The sequence below is a fragment of the Streptomyces sp. NEAU-W12 genome (genome assembly GCF_026242095.1).
In the GTDB taxonomy this organism is placed as follows: Bacteria; Actinomycetota; Actinomycetes; order Streptomycetales; family Streptomycetaceae; genus Streptomyces.
The window spans coordinates 101410-121831 of the sequence record NZ_JAPJDM010000013.1; the positions used below are offsets into that span (position 1 = coordinate 101410).

The window sequence follows — 20422 nt, forward strand, 5'->3', positions numbered from 1 at the left end:
TGCCCCCCCCGCCCCGCGGGTGGGTGCCCGCGCCGGCCGGCCCCCGGCGCCCGGGGCGGCCGGGGCGGACGGGGCCGGGACCCGCGACGGCGGAGTCGGAGTGATCGGGGGGAAGGCGCCCGCATACGATGAGCCGACGTCTTTGTCCCGCCCACACGCGATAGGTACTGCCGAAGATGAGCTTCCCCAGCACCGCTGCCCAGTTGGTCACCCTCGCCGCCGAGGGCGGAGAGCACAGTGGCAACCACGAGAGCCTCAACCCCTACTTCGTGGGCGCCTGCGTCCTGGCCGCCCTGCTCCTCCTGCTGTGGGTCACGACCCGCTTCAACCGCGACCGGTAGACCCCCGGGGCCTGTTGGGGGTGTGGCCGGAGGTGTACCTGGCGGCCGGACCGTTCAGAAAGGGCCGGTAGGGTCTGCTCGCATGGGAGAGCAGGACATGCCTACCGGTCCGGCGAGGGGCGCGGCCGGGGAGCCGGCCGCGGCCACGGCCGGGGCCGGAGTCGAGGACACGGCCGGACGGCCGACGAGCAGCCCCGAGCGCCGTCCGGTGCCGGGCCGGGCCGACGGACCGGGCGGCGTCCTGCCGTGGCCGGGCAAGCGGCGCCTCGGCGTCATGGGCGGCACCTTCGACCCGATCCACCACGGGCACCTGGTGGCGGCCAGCGAGGTCGCCGCGCGGTTCCACCTCGACGAGGTGGTCTTCGTCCCCACCGGGCAGCCGTGGCAGAAGAGCCACCGGGTGGTCTCCGCGGCCGAGGACCGCTACCTGATGACGGTCGTCGCGACCGTCGAGAACCCGCAGTTCTCGGTGAGCCGGATCGACATCGACCGCGGTGGGCCCACCTACACCGTGGACACCCTGCGCGACCTGCGCGCGCTCAACCCCGACACGGACCTGTTCTTCATCACCGGCGCCGACGCCCTCGCGCAGATCCTCACCTGGCGGGACAGCGAGGAACTGTTCTCCCTGGCGCACTTCGTGGGCGTCACCAGGCCCGGCCATCATCTGACCGACGCGGGCCTGCCCGAGGGGGGCGTCTCGCTCGTCGAGGTTCCCGCCCTGGCCATTTCCTCGACGGACTGCCGTGCGAGAGTCGCCAAGGGAGATCCCGTCTGGTACCTGGTGCCGGACGGGGTCGTGCGCTACATCGCCAAGCGCGAGCTGTACCGCGGCGAGTGAGCGAAGAGGGGCACCGGTGAACGACCGATACGACGCGGGACACGGCGACGCAGGGGACGACCCGTACGGGCTCGTGGGCTACGACGAGTACGGCCGGCCCGTCTACCGCCAGGCCGGCACCCAGGCACCGGGCCGGCCCACGCAGGAGGCCCCGCAGCAGCCGTACGACCCGTACCGTCAGCAGGACCAGTACGGGCAGGACCAGTACGGGCAGGGCTACGGGCAGCAGCAGGGCTACGGCGGCGGTTACGGCTACGACCCGTACGCCACCGGCGGCCCGCAGCAGGTCCCGCAGCCGTACGACCCCTACGGGGCCGGGACGGGTACCGGACAGCAGCCGCAGACGCCCTCCTACGACCCCTACGGGCCCCAGGGCGGCTACGACACCTCCCGGGGCGCCGGGACGGCCACCCCGTACGACTCCCACGGCGACTCGTACGGCGCCTCCCCCGGCGACTCCCACGGGCAGACCGCGCAGGGCGGCACCGGGCAGCAGCCCCGGGCCGCCGGGCAGACCGCGCACATCCCGCAGCAGCCCGGCCCGGCCGACGGCACGACCGGCCCCCACGGCCACGACGACCGCGAGGACCACCCGGCCACCGACTCCGAGGCGCCCGAACGGGATTACCGCACCGAGCAGTTCGCCTTCGTCGAGGAACCGGACGACGACTCCGAGGACGTCATCGACTGGCTGCAGTTCACCGAGAACCGCACCGAGCGCCGCGAGGAGGCCAAGCGCCGCGCCCGCAGCCGGATCGTCGCCCTGGTCGTGGTCCTCGCCCTGGTCGCCGGCGGCGGCGTCGGCTACCTCTGGTACGCCGGGAAGCTCCCCGGCCTGTCCGGCTCCGGCGCCGGCACGGGCACCACGACGGCCGCGGGCGCCCAGAAGCGGGACGTCATCGTCGTCCACCTGCACGACACCAAGGAGGGCGGCACCGCCACCGCCCTGCTCGTCGACAACACCACCACCAAGCAGGGCAGCACCGTCCTGCTGCCCAACTCCCTCGCCCTCTCCGCCGACGACGGCACCACCACCACGCTCGCCAAGTCGGTCGAGGACGACGGCTCCGGCGGTACCCGGAGCGCCCTCGAGACGCTCCTCGGCACCGACATCGAGGGCACCTGGCGGCTGGACACGCCCTACCTGCAGAACCTCGTCGACCTGGTCGGCAACATCGACATCGACACCGACGCCGACGTGCCCGACCCGGACGCCGGGAAGAAGGGCGAGGCCCCCCTCGTCAAGAAGGGGAAGAGCCAGACCCTCACCGGGAAGATGGCCGTCGCCTACGCCACCCACCGCGCCTCCGGCGAGGCGCAGAACGCCCAGCTGGAGCGGTTCGGACAGGTCATGCAGGGCGTACTGCGGAAGATGACGTCCGACGCGGGCGCCGCGACGACCACCATCCAGACCCTGGGGCAGATCATCGAGCCGCCCCTGACCGACAAGGACCTCGGCTCCTTCCTCGCCCGGCTCGCCGACCTGGCCAAGGGCGGGGACCACAGCACCGCGCTGCTGCCGGTCGAGGAGGACGGCACACTCACGCCGGAGACGGGCGACAGCGTGGTCGGGGAGGTGCTCGGCGGCACCGCGAAGAGCCCCGACAAGGACGCCGCCGTCAGCGTCTCGGTGCGCAACGCCACCGGCGTCGAGGACAACACCGAGAAGGCCCGGGTGGTCCTCCTCAACGGCGGCTTCACCTTCCTGAAGGGCGGTACGGCCACTGCGGCGGCGTCCTCCGAGGTGGTCTACGCGGACGACGCCGACAAGGAGAACGCCTCCGAGGTCGCCAAGACCCTCGGACTGCCCCCCGGATCCGTCACCCGGGGCGAGGTCTCCGGGAACGCCAGGGTGTCGGTGGTCCTGGGCCAGGACTACGAGCCGGGCACCTGACCGGACCGCGGCGCAACACCGGCCGGGACACCCCGCACGGGGCGCCCCGGCCGGGGGCGCTCCGGAAGGCGTGGGGCGCGCCCGGCGGTCCGTGAGACCCTTGAAGGCAAACGACCGCCGAGCGAAAGCCTTGTAGTGACCGCAACCGACCGTTCCATCGAGCTCGTCCAGGCCGCCGCCCAGGCCGCGGCCGACAAGCTCGCGCACGACATCGTCGCCTACGACGTCAGTGACGTGCTGTCCATCACCGACGCCTTCCTGCTGGCCTCCGCGCCCAACGACCGTCAGGTCAAGTCGATCGTCGACGAGATCGAGGAGCGGCTCAGCAAGGAGCTCGACGCCAAGCCGGTCCGCCGCGAGGGCGACCGCGAGGCCCGCTGGGTGCTGCTCGACTACGTCGACATCGTCGTCCACGTCCAGCACAGCGAGGAGCGCGTCTTCTACGCCCTCGAGCGGCTGTGGAAGGACTGCCCCGAGCTGGAGCTGCCCGAGGACGCCGTGGCCACCCGCGGCAAGGCCGCCGAGCACGCCCGGCAGAAGGAGGCCGAAGAGGCCGCGGAGCCGGGTGGTGGGTGGCGGTGAGCCCCACCGGTGAGGTGTCCGGTCCCGGCGGAGGCCGGGGCCGCCGCGTCATCCTGTGGCGGCACGGCCAGACCTCCTGGAACGTGGAGCGCCGCTTCCAGGGCAGCACCGACGTGGAACTGACCGGTATCGGCGTCGCCCAGGCCCGCCGGGCCGCCCGCCTCCTGGCCGGCCTCAAGCCCGACGCGATCATCGCCTCCGACCTGAAGCGGGCCGCGCACACCGCCGCGGAACTCGCCGCGCTCACCGGTCTGGAGCCGGTCCACGACGAGGCCCTGCGGGAGACCTACGCGGGCGTCTGGCAGGGCCTGACGCACGACGAGATCATCGCCAGGTACGGTGACGAGTACACCGCCTGGAAGCGCGGTGAGCCGGTGCGCAGGGGCGGGGGCGAACTGGAGACCGAGGTCGCCGACCGCGCCGCTCCGGTGGTGCTCCGGCACCTCGACAAACTCCCGGACGACGGCACACTCGTGGTGGTCAGCCACGGCGGCACGATCCGCACCACCATCGGCCGGCTGATCGGGCTCGACCCGCGCAGCTGGGAGAGCCTCGGAGGGCTCACCAACTGCTGCTGGTCCGTCCTCGGCGAGGGCGCCCGTGGCTGGCGGCTGCTCGAGCACAACGCCGGCACCCTGCCGGAACCGGTGCTCGGCGACGACGACTGACCCCCGGTCGCGGCCCGGGGCCCGGTCCGGGGCCGGATTTCACTTTCCGGCAGGCCGCAGGCTAAAGTTCTTCTTGTTCGCCCGCCGAGCGGGAAGAACACTCGGGGCTATAGCTCAGTTGGTAGAGCGCCTGCATGGCATGCAGGAGGTCAGGAGTTCAATTCTCCTTAGCTCCACACGTCACATGACGAAGATCCCGTCCTCACCGCGAGGGCGGGTTTTTCGTTGTTCCCGGTTGAGCAGGAGGCGGCCGGCGGACGTATACCTCCACGAGGCGGCCAGGCCGTGTCCCGAACGGTACCCCGGCGTCGCTGACCGTACTGGTCCGGTCGTGGCAGAATCAAACGACCGGAAGGGGGCGCGGCCCGACGGGAGGGAGTTGTTGATGCCTGCGAGCATCCACGGGGAGGTCGACCGCCTCTTCGGCGGGGTGTTGACACGACGGACCTCTGCCCGCTTCCGTTGCTCCGCGTGTACGGCCCGCGGCCGCAGCCGGAGCTGAGTGATGGGTGCACACAGGCGAAGGTGCGACTGGTGCGGCAGCGGGACTCCGATCGTGCGGGACATGGAGCCGGTCAATCCCGACTACCAGTACTGGTGCGCGGAGTGCGCGCAGGCGCTGATCATAAAAGGCGACCCGATCGAGACGTACCGCGAGCTCGAAGGCGAACCGATCTACGGCCGGCTCCTCGAGGAACACTGCACGCTCAAGCGTTTCTATTCGTTCGTCACCGCGTGACAATGCGGGCAGAACCGGGCGGAACGGAATCGATGTGGTGTGAGGCCCGGAGGACCGTGTAATGTTGGCGTCGCCGCCGGGGCAACCGGGCGGGATGTGACCTGGGGCTATAGCTCAGTTGGTAGAGCGCCTGCATGGCATGCAGGAGGTCAGGAGTTCAATTCTCCTTAGCTCCACAGCAGTAGAGGGCGGATCATCCGATCGGATGGTCCGCCCTCTGCGTGTGGTCGGGCGTGCGGCTGCGTGGTTCGTGCGGGCCACCCGGAGGGCGGCCCGCACGAAGCGGTGTCAGCGGCCCAGCGCGCGCCGGCCGCGGCCCTGGGAGAGGACCGGCAGATTGCGGGAGGGCGCCTTGGACTGCGCCCCCTCCTCGACGCGCAGGGCCAGCGCCGGGCAGCGGCGCACCGCGCGCATCGCCTTGGCCTCCGCGTGGCGCGGCACCTGGGCCTGGGCGACGGTCGGGAAGCCGTCCGCGCCGAGCTGGAAGACCTCCGGAAGGATGTCCGCGCACAGGCCGTGTCCCCGGCACAGCGTCCAGTCGACGAAGATCTTCTGGCGGCTGGGGCCGTTCTCCTCCCCGCCGCCGCCCGGGATGCCGGTAGGGGCCCTGCCTCCCTCGAAGAGCGGCAGCACGCCTTCCACGGGGCGCCCGCAGCCGTTGCCCAGGACATGGGCGGCGAGGTCGTCGGCGAACGCCTTGACGGTCGATTCCAGAAACATCGCGGAGCCGTCCGGGTGCGAACACGCGCCCCGCCGCTTCACGTTCCTGGCGACCTGCTTGACCGCCTCCAGAGCGGCCGGGCCACCCCCGTTGAGGATGTCCTCCAGGCCGCGTGCGGCGGCCGGCAGCCCCAGGTAGCAGGGGCCGCACTGGCCGGCGCTCTCCTCGGCCAGCCACTTCGCCACCATCAGGGACTCACCCAGCGGACAGGTGTCCTGACCGATCGGCAGGATCGCGCCCGCGCCGAGCGCGCCGCCCACCGCGTCCAGGGAGTTGCGGGAGACGATCGCCTCGTTGACGGTCGCCGCGTCGATCCACTTGCCGTGGTAGCCGCCGGTGAGCACGCCCTGCGGCATCGGCGGAGCACCGGCGAGCTGCAGGACGTAGCGCAGCGGCACACCCGTCGGGACCTCGATCACCATGGGGCGGGCGACCGCCCCGGAGACCGTGAGCAGGACGGTGCCCGGCTCGTCGTACAGACCGGTGTTGCAGTAGCGCTCCGGGCCGATGCGGGCGGCGATGGCGAGCTGCGCGAAGGTCTCGGCGTTGGAGAGCAGGGTGGGTGCGCCGCCCACGCCGCTCTTCGAGGCGCTGACCTTGCGGCCCGGCGGGACCGCGGGGCCACCGTCGATGGAGCGGATCAGCGAGGCCGCGGCGCCCGTGACCATGCGCACCGGGTTGAGCTGCACGCGGGCGCGCAGCGCGGACCGGCGCCCGTTGTTCAGGCCGCGTTCGGCGAGCGCGGCCTCCATGGAGCGCTTGGTGGACTCCCGGGTGACCCCCACCACGAGCGTGCGGGCCCCCATGGCCTCGGCGCACAGCAGCGCGCCGTCCAGGATGAGGTGCGGGGCACGGTTGATCATCACCGTGTCCTTGCGGCAGGCCGGTTCGTCCTCGCTGCCGTTGACGACGACGACCGGCCGGACGCCGCGTTTGATCGCCGTCTCGGCGACCGAACGCAGCTTCTTGTGGAAGGGGAAGCCGGCGCCGCCGCGTCCCCTGAGGTTGATGCGTTCAGCGAGTCGGGCGAGCTGTTCGCCGCCCATGGGCTCGAGCGGCCCGTGCACCTTGAGGTGCATGGGCAGATCGAGCCGCTCGACAAGGTCGAAGCCCGACGTGAGCTGGGGAAGCCCGACGACGCGGACTTCGGGTACGTCGGGCAGAGCCTCGTTCACTTGAAGCCTCCGGAAGGCGTGTTCCAAGGTTCGCCCGATCCCGGTGCGTCGAAGTCGTACGACGCACCGGGAGATGGATCAGTGGCGGGACCGCTGTTGTACGTGTCACTCGGGTTGTACGTGGTGTAGAGGCTGTTCGACTCACCGGTGTCGTACACATCACTCGAGCCGTACCCGGAGGCGGCCGAATTGTCGTAGGTCGGGATGTTGTATCCGGTGTCCTGGAGCGGGTCGTAGGCCGACGGCGGGGCCTCGCCGACCGGTGGCGGGGAGGGGACGGGCCAACTGCCCGAGGTGCTGGAGGGGCCGTCCACGGTGGGGACCGCCTGGGTGGGCTGCATGTCCAGGGGCAGTTCGATGCGGGCGGTTTGGTCGGCCCGGAGGGGCTGCTGCGGCTGTGACGGGGCGGAGACCGCGCGGTAGGCGGCCGCGAAGCCGTTCGCCGGGTCCGGGGCCGGCGGTGCGAGGCGTTCGGCGGTCTCGTACAGCGGCCCGAAGGCCGGTTCGGGACGCTCGGAACGGGGCCGGGAGTCCCGGCCGCCACCCTCGGAACGGGACCGGGAGCCCCGTCCGCCGCCGCCCTCGTACCCGGGACGCGACACCTCGGCGGCGCGGGCCCGGCTCTCGTCCAGCCTGTCGCGGCCCTGCTGCTCGGCGGTGCCGAGCAGGGCGGTGACCCGGTCGGCGACCTTGCGCTTGACCCGCGGCGGGGAGGCGCGCAGGGCGAGGGCCGCCATGACGCCGAGCAGGGACAGGCCGTAGAGGACCAGGAAGACCGGCTTCGCCGCTCGACCCGCGTAGAGCCCGTGCACGAGCGCCGCGCACCAGGCCGGGTAGGCCAGCATGTGCATGGCGCGCCAGCGGGCCGCGACGGGGGCCGGTGAGGCGAAGCGGTTGCGCAGGACGCCGGTGACGCCGACGAAGATCATCAGTATTCCGGCGAGGGTGCCCAGGCCGATCAGGAAGGACCTGCCGAGGGCGGCCTCGTCGTCGGTGAGGGCCAGACCGAACGGGATCACCGCGGCGATCCAGGTGGTGTGGTCCAGGGCCAACTTGATGCCGATGTGCACCAGCAGGAAGGCGATCGAGGCGACCGCGGTCGTCCGGTGCACCGCCTGCGCCAGGATGCGCTGGCGCGGACCCAGCAGGACCCGGTCCTGGGCCACGAGTCCCCAGATCACCGAGCAGCTCAGGCAGACGAGCGACAGGACGCCCACGCCGAAGTTGAGGAACTCGGCGAACCAGTCGTCCGCCGTGCTGTCGTCCGGCCTCACGCCCTGCCTCCCCGTGTCAGGACGGAGAGCGCGGGAAGGAGCACGACGGAATGCGGGTACGGCCGACCGGCAGCCGACCGACCCTGAGCGGGAGGCGGGCTGCTGTCTGGACGAGGGGTCATGGGGGAACTCCGAACGTTCGGGAGAAGCGGTCCCGCGCCGCACTCTAAACCTCGCCGTACCGGGGAGATACGAGGTTTGAGTTATTGCGCTGTTATCAAAAGACGATCGGGCTGCCGTGATGCCCCTTAGGGGTCGTTACGCGAAGTAACCCTTGACCGGAATTCAGGGAGGGTGGCCCGCCGCGGCGGGGCGCAGTGCGTCGCGGCGCGCTCCGGGCCTGCGGTACCCTGGCGCCATGCGTGCCGTACGCCTTCTGCTGAGCGAGCCGCGCTGATCAGTCCCGGCCACGGTCGAAGAGTGAACCGAGTGGCCGGAACCGGCGCGGCGTCCCCTCCTGTGCGAGGGGATTTTTCATTTCCGAATGTCGCAGCAGCCGTGGGCGCAGACGATCGATGGAGCTTTGAGGACCATGAGCGAGACGAACCCCGCGGCCACCCCCGAAGTGGCCGCGCCGCACCGCTACACGGCCGCCCTGGCGGCCGAGATCGAGGCACGCTGGCAGGACTTCTGGGACGCCGAGGGCACGTACGACGCACCCAATCCGAGCGGCGACCTGGCGGGCAACCCGGAGACGGTGGCCCGGCCCAAGAAGTTCATCATGGACATGTTCCCCTACCCGTCGGGTGCGGGACTGCACGTCGGCCACCCCCTGGGGTACATCGCCACCGACGTCTCCGCCCGGTTCCAGCGCATGACCGGCCACAACGTCCTGCACACCCTGGGCTTCGACGCCTTCGGCCTGCCCGCCGAACAGTACGCCGTGCAGACCGGCACGCACCCGCGCGTGTCCACCGAGGCCAACATCGAGAACATGAAGGCCCAGCTGCGCCGGCTGGGCCTGGGCCACGACCGGCGCCGGTCGTTCGCCACGATCGACCCGGACTACTACAAGTGGACCCAGTGGATCTTCCTGCAGATCTTCAACTCCTGGTACGACGACGAGGCCGGCCGGGCCCGGCCCATCGCCGAGCTGATCGCCGGGTTCGAGTCCGGTGAGCGCCCCGTACCGGGCCACACGCGCGCGTGGAGCGAGCTGAGCGGGCCCGAGCGCGCCGACGTCCTGGGCGGCTTCCGGCTGGCCTACGCCTCCGACGCGCCGGTCAACTGGTGCCCCGGGCTGGGCACCGTACTGGCCAACGAGGAGGTCACCGCCGACGGCCGCTCCGAACGCGGCAACTTCCCGGTCTTCAAGGCGAAGCTGCGCCAGTGGAACATGCGCATCACCGCCTACGCCGACCGGCTGCTGTCGGACCTGGACGCCCTGGACTGGCCCGAGGCCATCAAGCTGCAGCAGCGCAACTGGATCGGCCGCTCCGAGGGCGCCCGCGTCGACTTCCCCGTGGACGGCGAGAACATCACGGTCTTCACCACCCGCCCCGACACCCTGTTCGGCGCGACCTACATGGTGCTGGCGCCCGAGCACCCGCTGGTCGAGAAGTTCACCCCGGCCGCCTGGCCCGAGGGCACCCACAGCGTGTGGACCGGCGGTCACGCCACCCCGGCCGGGGCCGTCGCCGCGTACCGCGCGCAGGCCGCGTCCAAGTCCGACGTGGAGCGGCAGGCCGAGGCCAAGGACAAGACCGGCGTCTTCATCGGCGCGTACGCGACCAACCCGGTCAACGGCGAGCAGGTGCCCGTCTTCATCGCCGACTACGTCCTGATGGGCTACGGCACCGGCGCGATCATGGCCGTACCGGCCGGCGACCAGCGCGACTTCGAGTTCGCGCGCGCCTTCGAACTGCCGATCCACTGCATCGTCGAGCCGACCGACGGCCGCGGCACCGACACCTCCACCTGGGAGGACGCCTTCTCCTCCCACGAGGCGAGGATCATCAACTCGTCGAACGACGAGGTGAACCTGGACGGCCTGGGCGTCGCCGAGGCCAAGGCGCGCATCACCGAGTGGCTGGAGCGCCGGGGCATCGGCGAGGGCACCGTCAACTTCCGGCTGCGCGACTGGCTGTTCAGCCGGCAGCGCTACTGGGGCGAGCCCTTCCCGATCGTCTACGACGAGGACGGCACCGCCCACGCCCTGCCCGAGTCGATGCTGCCGCTGGAACTGCCCGAGGTCGACGACTACTCCCCGCGCACCTTCGACCCGGACGACGCCGACACCCGGCCCGAGACGCCGCTGTCGCGCAACGAGGACTGGGTCAACGTCACCCTGGACCTGGGCGACGGCCGCGGACCGCGCGCCTACCGGCGCGAGACCAACACCATGCCCAACTGGGCCGGCTCCTGCTGGTACGAGCTGCGCTACCTGGACCCGCACAACAGCGAGAAGCTGGTCGACCCGCAGATCGAGCAGTACTGGATGGGCCCGCGCGAGGGCATGCCGCACGGCGGCGTCGACCTCTACGTGGGCGGCGCCGAGCACGCCGTGCTGCACCTGCTGTACGCGCGCTTCTGGTCCAAGGTGCTGTACGACCTGGGGCACGTGTCGTCGGCGGAGCCGTTCCACAAGCTGTTCAACCAGGGCATGATCCAGGCCTACGTCTACCGTGACAGCCGCGGCATCGCGGTACCGGCCGCCGAGGTGGAGGAGCACGAGGGCGCCTACCACTACCAGGGCGAGAAGGTCTCCCGGCTGCTGGGCAAGATGGGCAAGTCCCTGAAGAACGCGGTCACTCCGGACGAGATCTGCGCCGAGTACGGGGCCGACACGCTGCGCCTGTACGAGATGGCGATGGGCCCCCTGGACGTGTCGCGGCCGTGGGACACCCGCGCGGTGGTCGGCCAGTTCCGGCTGCTGCAGCGGCTGTGGCGCAACATCGTCGACGAGAACACCGGCGAGGTGACCGTCGTCGACACCCCGGACGCCGACATCGACGTGGCCACCCTGCGGGCCCTGCACAAGGCGATCGACGGGGTGCGCCAGGACCTGGAGGGGATGCGCTTCAACACCGCCATCGCCAAGGTCACCGAGCTGAACAACCACCTGACGAAGGCGGGGGGCCTGGTCCCGCGCTCGGTCGCCGAGCGTCTGGTGCTGCTGGTGGCGCCGCTGGCCCCGCACATCGCCGAGGAGCTGTGGCGCACGCTGGGCCACACCGACTCGGTCGTCCACCGGGACTTCCCGGTCGCCGATCCGGCGTACGTCGTCGACGAGACCGTCACCTGCGTGGTCCAGATCAAGGGCAAGGTGAAGGCCCGGCTGGAGGTCTCGCCGTCCATCTCCGAGGCGGAACTGGAGAAGGCCGCGCTGGCCGACGAGAAGGTCGTCGCCGCGCTGGGCGGGGCCGGGATCCGCAAGGTGATCGTGCGGGCGCCGAAGCTGGTGAACATCGTGACGGCGTGACGGCGTGACGGCGTGACGGCGCAGGGCCGGCGCCGGTCGGGCCGCGGACTGGGGGCCGCTGGTTCGGGGTAGTCCCCTACGGGCAGGTTCGGGGTTCTTCCGGAACTCCGGACCCGCCCGTTGCGTTTACCGTTGAAGAACGGCGTGGTGTGCGTGTGACGGGCGGCCCCAGGGCCTGGAGGAGGAGTCTCGTGGAAGCAGTGATCGCAGTACTGGCCCTGCTCTTCGTGCTCTTCGTCACGCTGGGCGTGTACGCCACGGTGAAGGCCGTCGGCGCCGCCAGGCGCAGCGCGGACCGCCACATCACCCAGGCCCGCCGCACGGTCGAGGACCACACCCTGAAGGTCAAGTCCTTCGCCCAGACCGGCCCGGCCGGCGAGATCGCCCAGCTCAGACTGAAGCTGCGGACGTCCATGCGCGCCACTCAGGACGCGCTGCAGTCCGGCGCGTCGGAGGACCAGTCCCTCAAGGAGTCCCTCGGCCTCTTCGAGCGGCTCAGCGCACACGGGCACGAACTGGACGCCGAGCTGAGGCGCCTGGAGTCCGAACCGGACCGCAGCACCCTCGCCGGGCGGCTGCCCGAGCTGCGCGAGCGGACCCACCGCATCGTGCGGTCGGCGGACTCCCTGCGCTGGGCGGCCCGTGACCGCGCCCGCCACTTCGCGGAGGACGACCTCGACGCGCTCGGCACCCAGATCGACATGGAGACCGGCGCCCTGCGGCACTGGACGACCACCGACCCGCGGTCCGCGCCCGCCGCCGGGCCCTCTCACGGTGCCCCGGCGGCCGACCGGACCGGGCCGGAGCCGTCGCGGTCCGAGGCCGTGCGGGAGCCCGCGTCCGAGCCGGCGCAGCCCTCGATCGCACCGGCCGCGCCCCGTCCCACGTATCCCTGGCAGAAGAAGCCCCGGCCCGAGAGCACCACGTGACCGGGCGCGCCGTCCCGACGCGCTGATCCGGCCACGGCCGCGTCCGCCTCGCCGGGCCGAGCTGCCCGGGGGGCGGTCCGCCAGGTAACCTCCAGCTCATGTCCCGCCATGTCGCCATCGTCACCGATTCAACGGCCTACCTCCCGGCCCGGACGATGGAGCGGCACGGCATCACGGCGGTCCCCCTGACCGTGGTCCTCGGCGACCGCGCGCTCGAAGAGGGCACCGAGATCTCCACCCGCTCCCTCGCCCAGGCGCTCCAGAAGCGGCGGCCGGTGACGACGTCCCGGCCCGGCCCCGAGGTCTTCGCCGCCGCCTACCGCCGGGCCGCCGAGGCCGGCGCCGCCGGGATCGTCTCCCTCCACCTTTCCGCCGAACTCTCCGGCACCTACGACGCGGCGGTCGTCGCGGCCCGCGAGGCGCCGGTGCCGGTACGGGTGGTGGACACCGGCATGATCGCCATGGCGCTCGGATTCTGCGCGCTCGCGGCGGCCGGGGCCGCGGAGGCGGGCGGCACCGTGGACGACGCCGTCACGGCCGCGGAGAAACGGGCGGCGGGTACCGCCGCCTACTTCTACGTCGACACCCTGGACTACCTGCGCCGGGGCGGACGCATCGGGGCCGCGCAGGCCCTGCTGGGGTCGGCACTCGCCGTGAAGCCGCTGCTCCAGCTGGCCGACGGCCGCATCGAACCCCTGGAGAAGGTGCGTACGGCGTCGAAGGCCATCGCCCGCCTGGAGGAGATCGCAGCCGAGCGGGCGGGCGACGCCGTGGTCGACATCGCCGTCCACCATCTCGCCGCCCCGGAGCGGGCCTCGGCTCTCGCGGACCGGCTGAAGGCGCGGGTGCCCGGACTGACCGAACTGCACGTCAGCGAGGTCGGCGCGGTGATCGGGGCACACACGGGGCCGGGCCTGCTGGGGGTCGTGGTCTCGGCCCGATGAGGCGGTGGCGGGGCGGCGCCGGAGCCGTACCGGGGCCGTACAGGTGACGGAGTTGTCCACAATCGGGAAGTGATCCACGGGAATCGGGCAAGATCGTCGCGAATGCGGCACCGTGCCCGATCCTCCTGGCATGGCACTTCGATCACGTTCACATTCGCCTTCACCTTCACGTTCGGCCGGGGCGACCAGCGGCCCGGGTCGCGCACCCGCGTCCGACGGACGTGCCCGGCACCGCCGGCCGGCCACTGCCGGTACCGCAAGGAGCACGGGGCCGGGGCCGAGGCCCGGTGGGCGGGAGGCCCGGCGGGGGCACCGGATCCGGGGCGGCCGGGACCGGGGTGCCTCGGCGGAGGAGCTCCGGCGCCGGGCGGAGGTGCTGTTCGGGGAGGGATCCGGGCGAGGCACCCGGGGCGCCGGAGGCGCCGGGCGGGCCCGGCGTGTGCCGAGCTGGGCCGTGGGCGGTGAGGGCGAGCCGGTGGTGCGGCCCGGGAGGGGCCCGGCCTCAGCCCGCGGCGATGTGGACGTCGGGGAGGCGGGGACGTGGGAGGAGGTCCCCGGGCCGGCCGCCCCGGGCCCGGACCCGGACCCGGTGACGCCGGGGGAGCGCCGGCCGGTCGGGGGCACGGCGCTCGCGCTGCGGGAGCGGTTGCCGTTGTGGGTGCGGACGCGGTGCGGGCTGGAGCGGCGGAGCGTGGTCGCGCTGTCGGTGGTGCTCGTACTGGCGGTGGGGTTCGCCGGGTGGCACTTCTGGACCGGACGCACCCAGCCCGTGCGGGCCCCGGAGGTGGTGGCAGCGGCCGTGCCCGAGGCCGGGGACGGAGCGGGAAGCACGCCGGTCGCCCCGACGGGGGCCGCCGGCACGAGTGCGGGATCCGGCGCGGGTGCGGCGGGCACGGCGCTGCCCGAGATCGTGGTCGACGTCGGCGGAGAGGTCCGTGACCCGGGCGTCCACCGCCTCCCGGCCGGCTCACGGGTCGCGGACGCCCTGCGGGCGGCGGGCGGGGTACGGCCCGGGACCAGGACCGACAACCTCAACCGGGCCCGGTTCCTCGTGGACGGGGAGCAGGTGGTCGTCGGCGGTCCCGCGCCGGCGGCGGGGGCCGGTGCGGCACCGGCACCGGGCGCCGGGCCCACGACGCCGGTGTCCCTCAACACCGCGACGCTGGAGCAACTGGACAGCCTCCCGGGGGTCGGCCCCGTACTGGCCCGGCACATCCTCGACCACCGCACCCGCAACGGCGGCTTCCGCTCGGTGGACGAACTGCGGGAAGTGAACGGCATCGGCGACCGCCGCTTCGCGGACCTGCGAAATCTCGTACGGCCATGAGCAGCCGGACGGACCCGGCGGACCCCGGGCGGACGGATACGGCGCACCCCGCTTCCACGGACCCGCCCGCCCGGCTGTCCGTGCACGCCGCCTCGGGAAAGAGGCTCGGGGCGTCCCACCCCCGGCAGGAGGGGCCGGCCGACCTGCGGCTCGTACCACCCGCGCTGGCGGCCTGGGCCACGGCGGCGGTGATGCTGCACGCCCCGCCCGGCCTGGTCACGGGCACGGTGATCGCCTCCCTGCTCCTGGCCGCAGTCCTTCTGACGCCGCGAAACCGCCGGGCGGAGCCCCGGCCTGCGGGGCGGGAAGGTGCGGGGGAACCTGCGGGGCAGGCACGTGCGGGACCCGGGCACGCACGCGGACAGGGAGGGGCGCGGGTGTCCGGAGCCGCGGTGCTGCTCTGCGTCGCCGCTGCCGCCGGAGCGGCGGGCCTGCACGGCGCCGATCTGCGGCGGGGCCCGGTGCCGGAGCTGGCGCGGGAGCACGCCCCGGTCACGGCCGAGGTCGAGGTCACCGCCGATCCCCGGCTCACCCGGCCCCGGGCCGGCGGCAGCCACCCGGCTCCGGCAGCGGTGCTCGTCGAGGCAGACGTGCGGCGGGTGGAACCGGAGGGGGGCGGTGCGGCGGCCGTCACCCGGGTCCCGGTGCTGATGATGGTCGACACGCGTTCGGCCGGGCCGGGCCCGCAGGACGACGGACAGGCGCGGGCAGGGGGTGCACGGGAGCACACGCCGTGGCTCGGGCTGCTGCCGTCCACCCGGCTGCGGGTCGAGGGCCGGCTCGCTCCGGCGACGGCGGGCGGTGACCGGTTCGCGGCCGTGCTGCGGGTCAGGGACGAGGCCGGGCCGCGGACGGTGGGGGAGCCCTCAACGCCGCAGCGGCTGGCCGGACGGCTGCGCGCCGGGCTGCGGGCGGCGACCGACGGCCTGCCGGCGGACGCGCGAGCCCTGCTGCCGGGGCTGGTCGTGGGCGACACCTCCCGCGTCCCCCCGGAACTGGAGGAGGCGTTCGAGGAGACCGACCTGACGCACACCTTGGCGGTCTCCGGTGCGAACTTCACGATCCTCCTCGCCCTGCTCCTCGGCCCGCCGGGGCTGGCGCAGTACGCCGAACGCCGCGGTCTCGCGTCCCGCCTCGGCCTCTCGCTGCGCACGACCGCGCTGCTCGGCGGGGCGGTCTCGCTCGCCTTCGTCGTCGTGTGCCGGCCCGATCCGAGCGTGCTGCGGGCCGCCGTCTGCGGATCCGTCGCCCTGCTCGCGCTCGCCACCGGCCGCCGCAGGTCCCTGATCCCGGCACTGGCGACCGCCGTCCTGCTGCTGGTGCTCTACGACCCGTGGCTGGCCCGCAGGTACGGCTTCCTGCTCTCCGTGCTGGCCACCGGCGCCCTGCTCACGCTCGCGCCGCGCTGGAGCGCCGGGCTGCGACGGCGCGGGACGCCCCCACGGCTCGCGGAGGCGCTGGCCGCGGCGGGCGCCGCGCAGGCGGTGTGCGCGCCGGTGGTCGTCGTGCTGTCGGCGCGGGTGAGCCTGGTGGCGGTGCCGTGCAACCTCCTCGCCGAGTTCGCGCTCGCGCCGGCCACCGTGCTGGGCTTCCTGGCCCTGGCCACCGCCCTGCCGGCGCTGCCGGTGGCGAAGGCGCTCGCCTGGTGCGCGAGCTGGCCCGTGGAGTGGATCGCGCAGATCGCCCGGACGGGGGCGGCGCTGCCCGGTGCCGGGGTCGACTGGCCGGGCGGCTGGACCGGGGCGGCGCTGCTCGGGGCGCTCACCCCGGCACTCCTGCCGGTCGGCCGGAGACTGCTGCGGCACCCCTGGTGGTGCGGGGCCTGCGCCCTGCTCCTGGTGCTGCTGGTGGTGCAGCCGCCACCGCTGACCCGTGCGGTCACGGGCTGGCCGCCACCGGACTGGCGGATGGTGATGTGCGACGTGGGACAGGGCGACGCGATGGTGCTGGCGGCGGGCGAGGACACCGGGGTGGTCGTGGACGCCGGTCCGGACCCGGCCCCGGTGGACCGCTGTCTGCGCTCCCTGGGCATCACCCGGGTCCCGCTGGTCGTGCTGACCCACTTCCACGCCGACCACGTGGCGGGCCTGCCCGGCGTCCTGCGCGGACGGTCGGTGGGCGGCATCGCGGCCACGGGACTGGAGGAACCCGCCGACCAGGCCCGTTTCGTCCGCAGACTCGCGGCGGACCGGCACCTGCCGGTGACGCGGGCCGTCGCGGGGGAGCGGCGGCGCACGGGGGAGCTGTCCTGGGAGGTGGTGTGGCCACCGCCGAACACCGGGCACCCGGCCGGCACTTGGCCGTCCCCGTCCCCGAGCCCGGCCCCGGCCCCGGAGGGGCCGAACGACGCCAGTGTGGCCCTGCTCGTCCGGACGGCGGGGCTGCGCCTGCTGCTGCTCGGGGACCTGGAACCACCGGCCCAGCGGGCCCTGGCGAGGTCGCCTGTGGCGGGCCGACTGGCGGACGTCGACGTCCTCAAGGTCGCCCACCACGGCTCGGCGTATCAGGATCCGGGCCTCGTACGCCGGTCGGCGCCCCGGCTGGCGCTGATCTCCGCGGGGCGCGACAACTCGTACGGACATCCGGCCCCGGGCACGCTCGCCGCGCTGCGGGACGCCGGGGCCGCGGTGCTGCGGACGGACCGGGGCGGGTCGATCGCCGTGCTCGGTGGGGAGGCCGGGGACGGAGAACTGCGGGTGGCGCGACACTGAGGGCATGAGGGAAGCCGCGCACGACGACACGCACGAGCACACGGATGTGGGCACGGACGTGGACACGGACAAGGGAGCGGGCGAGGGAGCGCACCCGGACGCGGGCACGCGAGCGGCCACCGGCGCCGGTCCGGACGCGACGGCGGTCGACGCCTACCTGCGGCGGCTGGGCGTCGGGCGGCCGGCCCGGCCCACCGTCGACGCGCTGCGCGAGCTGCACCTGCGCCACCTGCGGACCGTGCCCTTCGAGAACCTCTCGGTCCACCTCGGTGAGGAGATCGTGCTCGACGGGGGACGACTGCTGGACAAGGTGGTGAGCGGCCGCCGGGGCGGCTTCTGCTACGAACTGAACGGAGCTTTCGGCACCTTGCTCACCGCCCTCGGGTACGAGGTCACCCTGCTTGCCGCGCGGGTGTACGGCGACGGAGGACGGCTCGGCATCCCGTACGACCATCTCGCCCTGCGGGTACGGACCCAGGACGGCGGCGACCTGCTCGCCGATGTCGGGTTCGGGTCGCACTTCCTGCTGCCGCAGGCGTTCGGGGAGCGGGGGGACCAGGAGGACCCCGGGGGTACGTTCCGGATCGTCGAGGCGGCGCCGGACGCGGCCGGGGCGCGCGGAGGTCATGACCCCGCCCCGGTCGCGGACCTGGACGTGCTGCGGGACGGGAAGCGGGTGTACCGGCTGGAGCGGCGCCCGAGGGCGCTCGGCGACTTCGTGGCCGGGGCGTGGTGGCACAGCACCTCGCCGCAGTCGCATTTCACCCGGTCACTCGTCTGCTCACGGGTCACCGGGCACGGGGGGAGGATCACGCTCAGCGGCCGCCGGGTCACCGCGACGGCGGCGAACGGCACGCGTGAGGAGCGGGAGTTGAAGACGGACGAGGAGGTGCTCGCGTTCTACCGGGACCGGTTCGGGATCCGCCTCGCCCAGGTGCCGGCGGTGAGGAAACCCCACCGGGTCGGCTGATCGCAGCCGGCAGGGTTTTTAATGGCCGACGTGAGCGATGTGAGACATGTGCTGGTGCTGCCCGACCGCGAGGCCGCGGAAGCGGTGGCGGAGGAGCTCGGCGAGCGCTTCGGCGTCGACGACGAGGAGCCGCGGCTCGTACGGGACGCCCTGGCCGGCGAGGACGACGCGGAGGACGCCCAGTGGCTCGTCGTCCTGCGCGACGAGAGGCGACGGCTGGACCCCGGCGCACTGGACGAGTTCGCGGCGGAGTGGGAGGGCTGGCGGGAAGAACCCTGAGCCGGCACCGTGAGGCCGGGCCGGCGCTGTGGGACGGGGTCGGCACCGTGACGTGAGGAACCACTGCCGTCAGTGGTGCGTGCGATGCTTGTCGCGATGGCCAGGAAGACAGCTCAAGACGACCCTCTCGCCCCGGTGACGCTCGCCGTGGGCCAGGAGGACCTCCTGCTCGACCGCGCCGTGCAGGAGGTGGTGGCCGCGGCGAAGGCCTCCGACGCCGACACGGACGTGCGCGACCTCACCCCGGACCAGCTCCAGCCCGGCACCCTCGCCGAACTGACCAGTCCCTCGCTCTTCGCCGAGCGCAAGGTCGTGGTCGTACGCAACGCGCAGGACCTGTCGGCCGACACCGTCAAGGACGTGAAGGCGTACCTCGGGGCACCCGCCGAGGAGATCACGCTCGTCCTGCTGCACGCGGGCGGCGCCAAGGGCAAGGGCCTGCTCGACGCGGCGCGCAAGGCCGGGGCGCGGGAGGTGGCCTGCCCGAAGATGACGAAGCCGGCGGACCGGCTGGCCTTCGTACGGAGCGAGTTCCGGGCCACCGGGAGGTCGGCCACACCGGAGGCGTGCCAGGCGCTGGTCGACGCCATCGGCAGCGACCTGCGGGAGCTGGCGGCGGCGGTGTCCCAGCTGGCGGCGGACATCGAGGGCACGGTCGACGAGGCGGTCGTCGGCCGGTACTACACCGGGCGGGCCGAGGCGTCGAGCTTCACGGTCGCCGACCGCGCGGTCGAGGGCCGGGCGGCGGAGGCGCTGGAGGCGCTGCGCTGGTCGCTGTCGACGGGGGTGGCGCCGGTGCTGATCACGAGCGCGCTGGCCCAGGGCGTACGGGCGATCGGGAAGCTGTCGTCGGCGCGCGGCGGCAGACCGGCCGACCTGGCGCGGGAGCTGGGCATGCCGCCGTGGAAGATCGACCGGGTGCGCCAGCAGATGCGGGGCTGGACCCCCGACGGCGTGTCCGTCGCCCTGCGGGCGGTGGCCGAGGCGGACGCCGGCGTCAAGGGCGGCGGGGAGGACCCGGGGTACGTCCTGGAGAAGGCGGTCGTCACCATCGCACGCGCGGCCAGGTCGAGGGGCAGGGCGTAGATCCCGCCGTCGTCTTCGGCCGTCCCGCACCGTGACAAGCCGAGGACCCCGCTCCACCGCCCGGGGAAGGGCGGTGGAGCGGGGTCCTCGGTGACGCTCGGAGCCCGTACCCGCGTGGCGAACGCAGGCCGCGTACAGGCTCGGGGTGCCGGTCGGGGGCGGAGAGAGAGGGCCCGCCCGGGTCCTTCCGGCGGTCGGATCAGATCCGGTCAGATCAGCGAGTGGTTCAGCCCTTGAGGGCCGCGACCTTCAGAGCCAGCGCCGACTTCTTGTTGGCGGCCTGGTTCTTGTGGATGACGCCCTTGGAGACGGCCTTGTCGAGCTGACGCGCGGCAGCGCGCTGGTACTCGGTGGCCTTCTCGGCGTCGCCCGCGGCGGCGGCCTCGCGAGCCTTGCGGATCGCGGTCTTCAGAGAGGACTTGACGGCCTTGTTGCGCAGCCGGGCCTTCTCGTTGGTCTTGTTCCGCTTGATCTGGGACTTGATGTTCGCCACGAATGAGCCTCTACAGGTTCTGGTCCG

The 20422-nt window shown here is 73.2% G+C and carries 17 protein-coding genes and 2 tRNA genes; 16 read left to right on the top strand and 3 right to left on the bottom strand.

Annotated elements, in window-relative coordinates:
• Positions 1-176: 176 nt before the first annotated feature.
• From ORI94_RS18190 to ORI94_RS18225, 8 genes are all read left to right on the top strand, one after another.
• Complete coding sequence (locus ORI94_RS18190; protein WP_266076700.1) at positions 177-341, top strand: hypothetical protein; 165 nt, start codon at positions 177-179, stop codon at positions 339-341.
• Positions 342-423: 82 nt separating this feature from the next.
• Positions 424-1182 (top strand): nicotinate-nucleotide adenylyltransferase, encoded by a 759-nt coding sequence (gene nadD / locus ORI94_RS18195; RefSeq protein WP_266076703.1) that lies wholly within the window; start codon positions 424-426, stop codon positions 1180-1182.
• 16 nt (positions 1183-1198) lie between these two features.
• The gene (locus ORI94_RS18200) at positions 1199-3076 is read left to right on the top strand and encodes an LCP family protein (RefSeq protein ID WP_266076706.1); all 1878 of its coding nucleotides are present in this window, start codon (positions 1199-1201) and stop codon (positions 3074-3076) included.
• A gap of 135 nt (positions 3077-3211) precedes the next feature.
• Positions 3212-3658: a ribosome silencing factor gene (rsfS, locus tag ORI94_RS18205; RefSeq protein WP_042172032.1), complete on the top strand. Its 447-nt coding sequence runs from the start codon at positions 3212-3214 to the stop codon at positions 3656-3658.
• Positions 3649-4326 carry a histidine phosphatase family protein gene (locus ORI94_RS18210; protein ID WP_266076711.1) on the top strand — a complete coding sequence of 226 codons (678 nt, stop codon included), beginning with the start codon at positions 3649-3651 and terminating at the stop codon, positions 4324-4326. The genes rsfS and ORI94_RS18210 overlap by 10 nt, the downstream gene beginning before the upstream one ends.
• A gap of 103 nt (positions 4327-4429) precedes the next feature.
• Positions 4430-4502, top strand: a tRNA-Ala gene (locus tag ORI94_RS18215).
• A gap of 329 nt (positions 4503-4831) precedes the next feature.
• Positions 4832-5065, top strand: a complete 234-nt coding sequence (locus tag ORI94_RS18220; protein ID WP_042172034.1) for a hypothetical protein — start codon at positions 4832-4834, stop codon at positions 5063-5065.
• Positions 5066-5168: 103 nt separating this feature from the next.
• A tRNA-Ala gene (locus tag ORI94_RS18225) sits at positions 5169-5241 on the top strand.
• Between the two features lie 112 nt (positions 5242-5353).
• On the opposite strand, the gene ORI94_RS18230 is transcribed toward ORI94_RS18225, so the two are convergent.
• Positions 5354-6961, bottom strand: a complete 1608-nt coding sequence (locus ORI94_RS18230; protein WP_266076713.1) for an NADH-quinone oxidoreductase subunit NuoF family protein — start codon at positions 6959-6961, stop codon at positions 5354-5356.
• Positions 6958-8235 carry a ferric reductase-like transmembrane domain-containing protein gene (locus tag ORI94_RS18235; protein ID WP_266076715.1) on the bottom strand — a complete coding sequence of 426 codons (1278 nt, stop codon included), beginning with the start codon at positions 8233-8235 and terminating at the stop codon, positions 6958-6960. Before ORI94_RS18235 ends, ORI94_RS18230 begins: the two co-directional genes overlap by 4 nt.
• 532 nt (positions 8236-8767) lie before the next feature.
• Here ORI94_RS18235 and leuS point away from each other — a divergent pair.
• The 8 genes from leuS (at position 8768) to holA (ending at position 19902) form a co-directional block, all read left to right on the top strand.
• Positions 8768-11656, top strand: coding sequence for a leucine--tRNA ligase (leuS, locus tag ORI94_RS18240; protein WP_266076717.1), 2889 nt, complete (start codon positions 8768-8770; stop codon positions 11654-11656).
• A gap of 191 nt (positions 11657-11847) precedes the next feature.
• Positions 11848-12585, top strand: coding sequence for a hypothetical protein (locus tag ORI94_RS18245; RefSeq protein WP_266076720.1), 738 nt, complete (start codon positions 11848-11850; stop codon positions 12583-12585).
• A 98-nt stretch (positions 12586-12683) separates the two neighbouring features.
• Complete coding sequence (locus tag ORI94_RS18250; RefSeq protein WP_266076723.1) at positions 12684-13529, top strand: DegV family protein; 846 nt, start codon at positions 12684-12686, stop codon at positions 13527-13529.
• Positions 13530-13659: 130 nt separating this feature from the next.
• The gene (locus ORI94_RS18255) at positions 13660-14856 is read left to right on the top strand and encodes a ComEA family DNA-binding protein (protein ID WP_266076725.1); all 1197 of its coding nucleotides are present in this window, start codon (positions 13660-13662) and stop codon (positions 14854-14856) included.
• A complete protein-coding gene (locus ORI94_RS18260) occupies positions 14853-17567 on the top strand; it encodes a ComEC/Rec2 family competence protein (RefSeq protein WP_266076728.1) in 2715 nt (904 codons plus the stop codon). Before ORI94_RS18255 ends, ORI94_RS18260 begins: the two co-directional genes overlap by 4 nt.
• Positions 17568-17571: 4 nt before the next feature.
• Positions 17572-18537 (top strand): arylamine N-acetyltransferase family protein, encoded by a 966-nt coding sequence (locus ORI94_RS18265; protein ID WP_266076731.1) that lies wholly within the window; start codon positions 17572-17574, stop codon positions 18535-18537.
• 30 nt (positions 18538-18567) lie between these two features.
• A complete protein-coding gene (locus ORI94_RS18270) occupies positions 18568-18816 on the top strand; it encodes a hypothetical protein (RefSeq protein WP_078878410.1) in 249 nt (82 codons plus the stop codon).
• A gap of 96 nt (positions 18817-18912) precedes the next feature.
• Complete coding sequence (holA, locus tag ORI94_RS18275; protein WP_266076734.1) at positions 18913-19902, top strand: DNA polymerase III subunit delta; 990 nt, start codon at positions 18913-18915, stop codon at positions 19900-19902.
• Positions 19903-20128: 226 nt separating this feature from the next.
• Here holA and rpsT read toward each other — a convergent pair whose 3' ends face one another.
• Positions 20129-20395: a 30S ribosomal protein S20 gene (gene rpsT, locus ORI94_RS18280; protein WP_266076736.1), complete on the bottom strand. Its 267-nt coding sequence runs from the start codon at positions 20393-20395 to the stop codon at positions 20129-20131.
• Positions 20396-20422: the final 27 nt, after the last annotated feature.

What these genes read in the sequence shown, in the direction of transcription:
- ORI94_RS18265 (WP_266076731.1), top strand. Translation starts at nt 17,572, where the DNA reads ATGAGGGAAGCCGCGCACGACGACACGCACGAGCACACGGATGTGGGC.
- holA (WP_266076734.1), top strand. Translation starts at nt 18,913, where the DNA reads ATGGCCAGGAAGACAGCTCAAGACGACCCTCTCGCCCCGGTGACGCTC.
- ORI94_RS18190 (WP_266076700.1), top strand. Translation starts at nt 177, where the DNA reads ATGAGCTTCCCCAGCACCGCTGCCCAGTTGGTCACCCTCGCCGCCGAG.
- ORI94_RS18255 (WP_266076725.1), top strand. Translation starts at nt 13,660, where the DNA reads ATGGCACTTCGATCACGTTCACATTCGCCTTCACCTTCACGTTCGGCC.
- ORI94_RS18250 (WP_266076723.1), top strand. Translation starts at nt 12,684, where the DNA reads ATGTCCCGCCATGTCGCCATCGTCACCGATTCAACGGCCTACCTCCCG.
- ORI94_RS18260 (WP_266076728.1), top strand. Translation starts at nt 14,853, where the DNA reads ATGAGCAGCCGGACGGACCCGGCGGACCCCGGGCGGACGGATACGGCG.
- leuS (WP_266076717.1), top strand. Translation starts at nt 8,768, where the DNA reads ATGAGCGAGACGAACCCCGCGGCCACCCCCGAAGTGGCCGCGCCGCAC.
- nadD (WP_266076703.1), top strand. Translation starts at nt 424, where the DNA reads ATGGGAGAGCAGGACATGCCTACCGGTCCGGCGAGGGGCGCGGCCGGG.
- ORI94_RS18220 (WP_042172034.1), top strand. Translation starts at nt 4,832, where the DNA reads ATGGGTGCACACAGGCGAAGGTGCGACTGGTGCGGCAGCGGGACTCCG.